Annotated in this window: 9 protein-coding genes and 1 tRNA gene; 5 read left to right on the top strand and 5 right to left on the bottom strand. The window is 64.4% G+C overall.

Annotated features, from left to right (window positions below):
* Positions 1-390 (bottom strand): arginase family protein (locus ACESL9_RS15110; protein ID WP_372675100.1); only part of this gene is annotated, 390 nt, incomplete at its 3' end.
* 115 nt (positions 391-505) lie between these two features.
* Between ACESL9_RS15110 and ACESL9_RS15105 the strand changes: the two genes are divergently transcribed.
* Complete coding sequence (locus tag ACESL9_RS15105; protein WP_372612626.1) at positions 506-937, top strand: Lrp/AsnC family transcriptional regulator; 432 nt, start codon at positions 506-508, stop codon at positions 935-937.
* 10 nt (positions 938-947) lie between these two features.
* On the opposite strand, the gene ACESL9_RS15100 is transcribed toward ACESL9_RS15105, so the two are convergent.
* Positions 948-1,418, bottom strand: coding sequence for a disulfide bond formation protein B (locus tag ACESL9_RS15100; RefSeq protein ID WP_372612624.1), 471 nt, complete (start codon positions 1,416-1,418; stop codon positions 948-950).
* A complete protein-coding gene (locus ACESL9_RS15095) occupies positions 1,415-1,993 on the bottom strand; it encodes a YqaA family protein (protein WP_372612622.1) in 579 nt (192 codons plus the stop codon). The genes ACESL9_RS15100 and ACESL9_RS15095 overlap by 4 nt, the downstream gene beginning before the upstream one ends.
* Before the next feature lie 113 nt (positions 1,994-2,106).
* On the opposite strand from ACESL9_RS15095, the gene ACESL9_RS15090 reads away from it, so the two are divergent.
* The 3 genes from ACESL9_RS15090 to ACESL9_RS15080 all read left to right on the top strand — a co-directional run bounded on the left by ACESL9_RS15090 (position 2,107) and on the right by ACESL9_RS15080 (position 6,249).
* A complete protein-coding gene (locus tag ACESL9_RS15090; RefSeq protein ID WP_372612620.1) occupies positions 2,107-3,360 on the top strand; it encodes a flavin-dependent oxidoreductase in 1,254 nt (417 codons plus the stop codon).
* 57 nt (positions 3,361-3,417) lie between these two features.
* Positions 3,418-3,503: transfer RNA gene (locus ACESL9_RS15085), tRNA-Leu, on the top strand.
* 697 nt (positions 3,504-4,200) lie between these two features.
* Entirely contained in the window at positions 4,201-6,249 is a 2,049-nt protein-coding gene (locus ACESL9_RS15080; RefSeq protein WP_372612618.1) for a Hint domain-containing protein, read from the top strand.
* Positions 6,250-6,394: 145 nt separating this feature from the next.
* On the opposite strand, the gene ACESL9_RS15075 is transcribed toward ACESL9_RS15080, so the two are convergent.
* Together ACESL9_RS15075 and ACESL9_RS15070 are read right to left on the bottom strand one after the other, a co-directional pair.
* Positions 6,395-6,973, bottom strand: coding sequence for an NTP transferase domain-containing protein (locus ACESL9_RS15075; RefSeq protein ID WP_372612616.1), 579 nt, complete (start codon positions 6,971-6,973; stop codon positions 6,395-6,397).
* Positions 6,974-7,063: 90 nt separating this feature from the next.
* Complete coding sequence (locus tag ACESL9_RS15070; protein WP_372612614.1) at positions 7,064-9,481, bottom strand: FAD-dependent oxidoreductase; 2,418 nt, start codon at positions 9,479-9,481, stop codon at positions 7,064-7,066.
* Between the two features lie 185 nt (positions 9,482-9,666).
* Between ACESL9_RS15070 and ACESL9_RS15065 the strand changes: the two genes are divergently transcribed.
* Positions 9,667-10,998: FAD-dependent oxidoreductase (locus tag ACESL9_RS15065; RefSeq protein ID WP_372675099.1), on the top strand; the 1,332-nt coding region annotated here is incomplete at its 3' end.

Here is a 10,998-nt window from a genome sequence, read left to right as displayed (position 1 = left end):
GAAATCCGAATGCGCATCGAGCCAGAGCACGAATTGCGGCCGACCGGCCTCGGCCGCGTGGGCGGCCACCCCGGCGACGCTGCCCAGCGACAGCGCGTGATCGCCGCCCATGAAGATCGGCAGGCCCGCCGCCATGGCCGCGCGCGCCGCTCCGATCAGCGCGCTTGTCCAGCCAATCACCGCGTTTGGGCGGAACAGATGCCCGCCCGGCGCGTCCTCGGGATGCCGGGCAGGGGCCATGTTGCCCCGGTCCGTGACCCGGTGGCCGAGCAGTTCGAGCTCGTCCCCGAGACCCGCGATGCGATAGGCATCCGGTCCCATCCGGCAGCCCTGCCGCGCCTTGCCGCTGTCCATCGGCACCCCGATCAGGTGAACGTCTCGCTGCTCCATCACGATCCTCTTTCTTTGCTCTCTGCTTGTATTTCTCCGATACGGGGATTGATCCAGCGGGCAAATGGGCCATCATGACGCCAAAATTGTCGAAACGAAGGGGCATTTGCACGAAATGGACGAAACCGACCGGAAACTCATCTCGGCCCTGCGCCATGATGCACGCGCCTCGCTCTCCGATCTGGCATTGCTGCTTGGGGTATCGCGCACCACCGTGCGCGCGCGCATCGAACGGCTCAGGCAAGCAGGCGAGGTCATCGGCTTCACCGTGGTCCTGAAGGAGGATGCGCAGGCCGACCCGGTGCGCGGGCTGATGATGATCGGGATCGAGGGGCGCGGCGCCGACCGGATCATCCGCCAGCTTTCGGGGCTGCTGGCGGTGCGCGGGGTGCACAGCACCAATGGCCGCTGGGACGTGATCGCCGAGATCGGCACCGCCACGCTCGAGGAGTTCGACGAGGTTCTGGCCCGCATCCGCCGTTTCGACGGGGTGGCGACCAGCGAGACCTCGCTCCTGCTCTCGACCCGCAAATCGGCTCGGGGCTGATCGGGCGGGCTCAGACCCGGCTGCGCGCCGCCAGGAGCCACATCGCCATGAGGGCGAAGGAAATCACCGCGTTCCAGCTCGCCATCGAAAGGCTGAACATCTCCCAGGGCACTTCATCGCACATCACGACGCCGGTGGGCGAATCAACGCTCAGCAGATCCGCGCCCGACATCCCGCCCAGCCCGCCACCACCCGAGCAACTGGCCGGTCCTTCCCACCAACCGCGCTCGACCCCGGTGTGGTAGACGCCGATGCCGCCCGTGCTGCCCGCCGCAAGCGCGCCGAGCAAGGGCAGGCCCCTTCCTGCCACCATCAGCGCCAACAGACCGATCACCACCGCGGCCACATGTGGATAGCGTTGCCAGTAGCACAGCTTGCACGGCGCCATCTCGCCCACGTACTGGAACAAGAGCGCACCGACCATCATCGCCGCCGATCCCCCGGCGGCAAGAATGATCAATGTCGGTCGGTCGAATGTCATAGGTATTTCACCGCGTAGAAGCCAGCCAGCAGAATGATCACGAACAGCGCGAACATCAAGCCCAACCGGCGCTCGATGAAGTCACGGATCGGCGCGCCGAATTTCCACAGCAGAATCGCCACGATGAAGAACCTCAGCCCCCGCGCGAGGATCGAGGTGGCGATGAACGTGCCAAGCGGCATCGCTGTCCAGCCCGACATGATGGTGATCACCTTGTAGGGAAACGGCGTCATCCCCGCCGTCAGAACCGCCCAGAACCCGAAATCGTTGAACCGCGTGTTGAACGCCTCCATCGCATCGCCCTTGCCCATCGCCGTCAGGACGGGCTGGCCGATCTGCTCATAGGCGAAGAACCCGATCGCATAGCCCAGCATCCCCCCGATCACCGACGAAACCAGCGCCACCGCCGCGATCAGGAAGGCGCGGTTCGGGCGGGCGAGGATCATCGGGATCATCAACACGTCCGGCGGGATCGGAAAGACCGAGCTTTCGATGAATGCCACCACCGCCAGCGCCCAGAGCGCGCGCGGGTGATGGGCCAGCCGCATGGTCCAGTCGTAAAGCCCGCGTATCATCCCGGCTCCCTTGCCCGTTTTCCGCCCGCGCCGCATTGCGCGCTGGCATCATCTCGCCATACCCTGCAAACTGTGCGCAAAAACCGACCAAAGAGGCACGATCGGAGGCAACCATGACGGTTCTCATCGCCGGCGCAGGCATTGGCGGGCTTACACTGGGGCTGAGCCTGCATCAACTGGGCATTCCCTTTCGAATCTTCGAGGCGGTGCGCGAAATCCGCCCCCTGGGGGTCGGCATCAACGTGCAGCCCCACGCCATCCGTGAACTTCACGAGATGGGACTTGCGGAGGCGCTCGACGCCGACGGTCTCAGGACCCGGGAGGTTGCCTATTTCTCGGCCCAGGGCGGGCGCATCTGGTCCGAGCCGCGTGGCCGCTTTGCCGGTTACAACTGGCCGCAATACTCGATCCATCGCGGGCGGATGCAGACGCTGCTCCTGCGCGCGCTCATCGAGCGTGCAGGCGGCGACGTGATTCATCGCGGTGCCGCGGTCAGCGATTGGCGCGATACCGCCAACGGGGTCGAGATCACGCTGATCGACCGTGCCACCGGGGCGCAGACCGGCACCGCGGAGGGCCGCATCTTCGTTGCCGCCGACGGGATCAATTCGCGCGCCAGGGCGAAACTCTATCCCGACGAGGGTCCGGCCCATTGGGGTGGGGTGATGATGTGGCGCGGGGTGACGCATGGGCCGACATTCCTCACCGGGCGATCCATGGCGATGGTCGGGCGCAAGGCGTGCAAGTTCGTCTGCTACCCGATCGAGGACTATGGTGACGGCACCTGCTTGATCAACTGGATTGCCGACCGGATGATGCCTGAAGATTACGAGTGGCGCGAACAGGATTGGAACCGCGATGGCGACCGTGCCGATTTCGCTCCGGCCTTTGCCGACTGGTCGTTTGACTGGCTCGATATTCCGGGTGTCATCGCCGATGCCCAAGAGATATTCGAATACCCGATGGTCGATCGCGACCCGCTCCCGGTCTGGACGCATGGGCGGATGACGCTTCTGGGGGACGCGGCGCACGCAATGTATCCGATCGGCTCCAACGGCGCGTCACAGGCGATCCTCGATGCCCGCATCCTCGCGCGCGAGCTGCGCGCTCATGGCCTGACCCGGGACGCGCTCGAAAGCTACGACACCATCCGGCGCGAGCCGGTCAATGCATTGGTTCTGGCGAATCGTGGCGACGGGCCGGACAAGGTGCTCGACGTGGTCGCCGAACGTGCGCCCGATGGCTTCGACGACATATCCGAAGTGATGGATCGCGACGAGCTGGAAGAGGTTGCGGGCGCCTACAAGAAGATGGCCGGCATGGATATCGAGACGCTGAACCGGCGCGACCCGCTCATCGGGGACTGAAACTGGCGCATTTTGCCCTTTTCAATACCATTGGCGACGCGCTAAACGATGTGTCGGGCCCAAGTGGCGGAATGGTAGACGCAGGGGATTCAAAATCCCCCGGTAGCAATACCGTGCGAGTTCGAGTCTCGCCTTGGGCACCACCACCCGGTTTGCGAATCAATCGATTCGTACTCTCTCCCCGAGGATCATTAAGAATCCGTGTTCAATTGTCCGAAAATCCGAAGATTGATGCCTGGATTGTGGCGGCACCCTTCGAATCTTTCCGTGAAGTGAACAAATTTCCGACACATTCGTTCAAATTGCATTGTTCCTCAATGGGAAACAACGCCTGTGCATAACGGTCGGTGACTGAGGGCGCGCCCTTGCTTAAAAGCCTTTAAAAAATGTCAAAACCGCCGCTCCGCGATGATGACGAATGAGAAACAATCGTCAGGATGGGCAGTTGAATTCTGGCGAAATCAGGGCGAAAATCAACCATAGGGAGAGAGATCTTGTCTCATTCCCGCCAGATTCGGGTTTGTCCACGATGCTGCTCAAGCTATTGTAACCCTGCCCGACTGGGGGGCACGTCTGCTGGCCATGGGGCGGCCACTAAACTGTGACACTTCCGCGTGATGCGGGGAAAGTGGTGAAACGCGCGCGCTGTTTTTCGTCGCGTTACCAATACCGCTCGGGTGGGCCTTGGCGCCCGCATCCGTGCGGATCTTTCCACGCGGTGCGAAGCTGTCATGAATGAAGGGTTGAACGGGCCTCATCCACGCATTCGCGTGTCATGGCCCGCAGTGTCGCCAGGCGACAGGCCGGGAAGCCGGCCGAATGTGAAAGGGTCTTTTTATTATGGCTGATCTGGTACTCGATTGGGGGCTTTTCGGAGCATACGGCACGGATCTGGGGTCATCCCAGACTGTGGATACGGGTGGTGTCAACGTCACCGTCGATTTCAACCAGGAGGATCCGGGTGCGCAGGCCTTCACCTTCAATGCCGAAGGCTATGTCGGTCCAGATGATCCCTATGCCGACACCTCCTTCCTGAAGCTCTTCGGCGATGGGGGGGAGGGCGGAACCTCCGACACCTCGACCACGACGATTTCCTTTGCATCGAACGACGAAGCCTTCGGGGATGAGGTGGAAAACGTCTCCTTCCGGATCAATGACATCGACACGGGCAGCGAAGAGCTCGGCGAGGCCGGCGGTTTCCATTTCGACATGCTCACCGTTCGCGGCTTCGACGCCGAGGGCAACGAGGTGCCCGTGACCCTCACCCCCGGCAGCGACGTGGACTCCAACGGCAACACGCTGAGCGGTGGCGACGACTCCTGGACGCCCATGGATGGCCAGGCGTCCGCCCTGGTCGAGATCCCGGGTCCGGTGGCCTCGGTGGTGATCGATTACGACAACACGGGAGAAGGCGACCAGAAAGTCACCGTCTCCGACATCCATTTCTCGACGACGGATGCCGACCCGCAGATGCCGGTTCCGGGTGATGACAGCGCGACGACCGACGAGGATACGCCCGTCGTGATCGACGTTCTGGAGAATGACAGCGATCCGGAGGGCCAGCCGCTCGAAGTGACGGGCACGACCGATCCCGCGAACGGCTCGACGATCGTGGCCCCGGACGGGCGGGTCGTCTACGTGCCCGATGCTGGCTTCACCGGAGAGGACGCGTTCGACTACACGGTCGAGGATCCCGACGGCAACAGCGCGACAGCCACGGTCACCGTCACGGTGAACGAAGGCGATGGTGGCGGCCCCAACTATATCGTCGAGGGCGACGAAGGCGATGACCTCATCGATGCCGATTACACGGGCGACCCGCAGGGGGACATGATCGACGCCAACGACGCGCGCGACGGCTCGAACGATGACGTCGTGATTGCAGGACCCGGAGATGACACCGTCCTTGCCGGTGAAGGCGATGACCTCGTCTATGGCGGTGCGGGCGATGATCAGCTTCAGGGCGAAGCGGGTGACGATATCCTGATCGGTGGCGATGGGGATGACACGCTCGACGGCGGTGCCGGCGAAGACACCATGCTCGGCGCCGACGGGCGCGACTCGTTCATCAATGTCAATCCCGGCGAACTGGTTGACGGCGGTGGCGGTCCGGACGGTATCAATCCCGAAGACGACCTGCCTTTCGACTACGACACCCTCGACCTCCGGGGCTCGGTCCCCGAAGGTGGCGGATTGCGGATCGAATACACCTCCGATGATCGCGAAGACGGCGTGGTGCGCTATTTCGACAGCGAAGGTGAAGACGCCGGAACCCTCGAATTCCGTGAGATCGAGAATATCGTGCCCTGCTTCACCCCCGGCACCACCATCGCGACCCCCAAGGGCGAGCGTATGGTCGAAGATCTCAAGCCGGGCGACAAGATCATCACCCGCGACAACGGAATCCAGGAAATCCGCTGGATCGGCACCCGCACGCTCACGGGCCACGAACTGGCCCGTGCGCCCAACCTGCGCCCGATCCTGATCCAGAAGGGCAGTCTTGGTCATAACCTGCCCGAGCATGACATCCTGGTCAGCCCGCAACACCGGATGCTCCTGACCGGCGACAAGACGCAGCTCTACTTCGAGGAAACCGAAGTGCTGGCCGCGGCCAAGCATCTGACCGGCATGCCGGGCATCGATGAGGTCGGCACGCTGGGCGTTACCTATGTCCACTTCATGTTCGACCGTCACGAGGTCGTGCTTTCGAACGGGGCGTGGTCCGAGAGCTTCCAGCCGGGGGCCAATGTGCTCGACGGTCTGGGCGTGGAGCAGCGTGACGAGATTCTCGAGCTGTTCCCCGAACTCACCACCGCCGAGGGGCTCGACGATTACGCCGCAGCCCGCCGTGCGCTGAAACGGCACGAGGCCCAACTGCTCGCCCGTTGAGCCATCCATCAACCGGGGTCGTGCCGGTCAGGCGCGGCCCCGGATCATCCTGAATGCAACGAATATGCGGCTGCCTCGGGTGTTGACCCTTCACCCGGGCACACGGGGGAGGGGTGCGCGCATCTCTCCCCCAATTTTCGTCGCGTCAGACTGTTCGCCACGCGGCGAAATCTTCCGGCGTATCGAGATCGGTCAGCGCGTGCCGATCCGGTAGGGGCACGAGGCGAATCGCTTCACCGCGCAGCACCGCCCGCGCGCCCGCGTCACCCCGCAACGTCAGCAGAGCCGGGAAAAGCCGCGTGGGAAACACCACCGGATGCCCCGGCGTGCCATCCTCGCTGGTTGCGCGGTGCACCTGGTCGGGTGCGGCGCGAAAGGCATCCCGCATCGTCTCCAAATCCGCGGTGGTGATGTCGGGCATGTCGGCGGGCAGGATCATCACCGCCCGGGTGTCGGGTGGCAATGCTGCCACGCCTGCCCGGATCGACGCGCCCATGCCTTCCTGGGCATCCGGCACCGACACCGCCCCCGCCCCGCCGATCAGCCCCGTGCGCGGATGGTCCGGGCCGGGCAGGGTGACCAGGACCGGAATCCGCGTGGCCATGGCCCGCGTCACCAACCGCGACAGAAGCGGCTGGCCCGCGGCATCTTCGCAAAGCTTGTCACGTCCTCGCATCCGGGACGAGGCTCCGGCGGCGAGGATCAGGATGGCAATAGGGTCCATGTGGGCCAGTCTTTCCAAACGGCGCGCCAAAGACAAGCGCCGGCGCCTCCGGCGGGAGTATTTGGGGCAAGATGAAGGGCTGGGCCGGGTTCAGCCCCGCATCCGCGCGCCATCGGCATCGAAAAGCGGCGTCTCGATCAGCCGCGCCTTGCGCATCTCGCCCAGGATCTCGATTTCGGCTTCGAGGCCATCCGCCGCCACCTCGCGCGGGATCAGACCCAGCGCGACCGACTTGCCCGCATGGTGCGAATAGCCCCCCGACGTGCAGAACCCCTTGACCGCGCCTTCGATCCAGATCGGCTCATAGGCGTTCACGTCCGCGTCCCCGGCCTCGACCTCGAAGGCCACGAGCTTGCGTTCCGATCCCGCCGCGCGCTCGGCCTCCGCCGCCTCTTTGCCGATGAAATCAACCGGTTTCGACCATTGGATAAATCGGTCCAGCCCGGTCTCACCTGGCGTGTAATCGGGCGAGAACTCGCGCAGCCAGGCGCCGAAGAACTTGTCGAGGCGCAGGCTCATCATTGCACGCATGCCAAAGGGTTTCATGCCCAGCGGCTGGCCCGCCTCCCACAGCGTCGCCCAAAGGCTGCGCTGCGCCATCGGGTCGCAATAAATCTCGAAGCCCAGGTCGCCGGTGTAGCTCACCCGCTGAACAAGGCAATCGACCATCCCCAACGTCATGTGCCGCAGATCCATGAAGCGCATGTCGGACACATCCTCGCTGACTAGCGATTGCAGCACCTCGCGCGCATTCGGCCCCGCGATCTGGAACCCGTTGAGCCGGTCGGAAATGTTCTCGACCTGCACGCCCTCGGCCTCGTTCTGTTCGAACCAGCGCATGTGATAGGCTTGGCTTCCGTAGGAGGCGGTGAGCTGGAACGCCGCGTCGCTGAGGCAGGACACGGTAAAATCGCCGATGAGCCGCCCCTTGGGCGACAGCATCGGGGTGAGCGAGATCCGCCCCGGTTTCGGGATCCGCCCCGCCATGATCCGGTCGAGCCAGGCGCGCGCGCTCGAACCGGTCACCAGGTATTTGCCGAAATTGTGCACCTCGTTGATGCCCACGGCCTCGCGCACGGCCCGAACTTCGCGCGCGGTGGCGTCCCAGGCGTTGGAGCGGCGGAAAGACGGGGTCTCATATCGCGGCTCGTCACCTTCGGCGAAATAGTTGGGCACCTCGAGCCCGTATTGCACGCCCCAGACCGCGCCCATGCCGTCGAAAATGTCATACATCGGCGTCTGCCGGCAGGGGCGCGCGGCGGGCAGTTCCTCGTTGGGGTAGGCCACGGAAAAGCGTTTCTGGTAATTCTCGACCACCTTGGGGCGCGTGTATCCCGGCGTGATCCAGTCGCCGTAGCGCGCGCAATCCATCGCGAAGGTATCGCGCTCGCATTCGCCGTCGATCATCCATTGCGCCAGCATGAGGCCCACGCCGCCGCCCTGGCTGAACCCCGCCATCACCGCGCAGGCTGACCAGTAATTGCGCATCCCCGGCACCGGCCCCACCAGCGGGTTGCCATCGGGGGCGAAGGTAAACGGCCCGTGGATCACCGATTTCACACCCGCCCGCTCCAGCGCCGGAAAGCGGCGATAGGCAAAGGCGATGCTGTCCTCGATCTTGTCGAAATCGTCGGGCAACAACTCATGCCCGAACTGCCACGGCGTGCCGTCCACCGCCCATGGCCGGCAGGGCTGCTCGTAAAATCCGATACAAAGCCCGCGCCCTTCCTGGCGCAAGTAGCTTTCCCCGGCCGGGTCCATCACGTGCGGATGCTCACCGCCCGCGTCGATGATCTCGGCGATCTCGGGCACTTCCTCGGTGACGATATACTGATGTTCCATCGGGTGCAGCGGGAAATAAACCCCCGCCATCGCCCCCACCTCGCGCGCCCAGAGCCCGGCGGCATTGACCAGGTGCTCGGCATGGACCGTGCCCTTGTCGGTCACCACATCCCAGCTCCCGTCCATGCGCTGGTTGGTTTCCTTCACCATGCAATGCGTCTCGATCGTGGCCCCGCCCATCCTTGCGGCCTTGGCATAGGCATGGGTCGTGCCGCTGGGGTCGAGATGTCCGTCAAGCGGGTCGTAAAGCGCCCCGATCACGCCCTCGGTATTCGTCACCGGCGCGATCTTGCGGATCTCGTCGGGCCCCACGATCTCGGTTTCCAGCCCCATGTAGCGATGCTTGGCCCGCTCGGCCAGGAGCATGTCCATCCGGTCGCGATTGTCCGCAAGCGTCACGCCGCCGACATGGTGCAACCCGCAAGAGAGCCCGGTGATCTCTTCCAGCTCCTTGTAAAGCCGGATCGTGTAGCCCTGAAGCGCGGCCATGTTGGTGTCCCCGTTGAGCGTGTGAAACCCGCCCGCCGCGTGCCACGTGGAGCCGGACGTGAGGTCACTGCGCTCGACCAGCATCACGTCCGACCAGCCCAGCTTGGTCAGGTGGTAAAGCACCGAACATCCGACGACACCGCCGCCGATCACGACCACGCGCGCACTGGTTTTCATGGGTCTGTTCCTCTCTGTTCCCGTCTTGTCGCCACCCTGACCGGTCCCGGCAGCGCCCGGCATGTCACTCAGCGACGAAGCAGGTCGCATTCGGGCAATCCGAGCCCCACACCCTGCGCCAATCTGGCCCGAAGCAAGGCGGGCCACAACACGGTCCGCACCCGGGACAAGAGCAAGGAGCACCCATGCGCACCCATGCACAGGCCGTCGTGATCGGCGGCGGCGTGATCGGCTGTTCGATCCTTTACCACCTGACCAGGGCGGGCTGGCGCGACGTCGTTCTGATCGAACGCGACGAGTTGACATCGGGCTCCACCTGGCACGCTGCCGCCAATATCCACGGGTTGCACGACAACACCAACATAAGCCGCATTCAGCATTACACGATGCAGCTCTACAAGGATCTCGAGGCCGAGACCGGGCAGTCCTGCGGCATCTTCCAGCCCGGCTCGCTCTACCTCGCCCAGACCGAGGCGCGCGAACATCAGCTTCGGCTGCAGGCGGCCAAGGCGAAACTCTACGGCATGAACTATCACGAGATCACCCGGGACGAGGCCGAACGCCTGCACCCGCTGGTCGATTTCGATGGCATCCGCTGCATCATGTATGAACCTGATGGCGGCAATGTCGACCCGTCGGGCGTCACCAACGCCTATGCCTTGGGCGCGCGCGCGGGGGGGGGCGAGATCATGCGCTTCACCCCGGTCACGGCAACCGCGGCGCAACCCGATGGCACATGGATCGTGCGCACCGAAAAGGGCGATATCCGCACGCCATGGGTAATCAACGCCGCCGGCCTCTGGGCGCGCGAAGTGGCCGCCATGGCCGGGATCACGCTGCCGCTGCAACCCACCGAGCACCAGTATTTCGTGACCGAAACCATCCCCCAGATCGCCGCGATGACCCGCCGTCTGCCCTCGGTCGCGGATCGTGACGGCGAATACTACCTCCGGCAAGAGGGTCAGGGGCTTCTCGTCGGCGCCTATGAGCGCGACATGCGCTTCTGGGCCGAGGACGGCACGCCGCCCGATTTCGGGCACGAACTGTTCGCCGACGATCTCGACCGGATCGAGGAGAACATGCTGCGCGCGATCGACCGGGTGCCCGCCGTGGGGCAGGCGGGCATCAAGCGGGTGATCAACGGACCGATGATCTGGTCGCCCGACGCCAACGTGCTTTTCGGCCCGGTGCCCGAACGCCCGGGCTATTTCGCCTGCTGCGGCATCATCCCCGGATTCTCGCAATCCGGCGGCATGGGCAAGCTGGCGGCTGAATGGATCACGACGGGCGAAACCGGGCTCGACATGTTCGCATGGGACGTGGCGCGGTTCGGCGCATGGGCGGGCAAGGATTTCACCCGTGCTCGTGTTGCCGACCAGTATGCCCACCGCTTCGCCATCCACTTCCCGAACGAAGAGCGCAGCGCCGGGCGCCCGGTGCGCACCCGCCCCGCCTACGAGATGCAACGCGAGATGGGCGCGGTCTTTGGCCTCAACTATGGCTGGGAACACCCGCTC

The sequence above is a fragment of the Aquicoccus sp. genome (assembly GCF_041686535.1).
In the GTDB taxonomy this organism is placed as follows: Bacteria; Pseudomonadota; Alphaproteobacteria; order Rhodobacterales; family Rhodobacteraceae; genus Aquicoccus.
The sequence above is the reverse complement of the archived record's forward strand: the minus strand, read 5'-3'. Positions and strand labels throughout refer to the sequence as shown.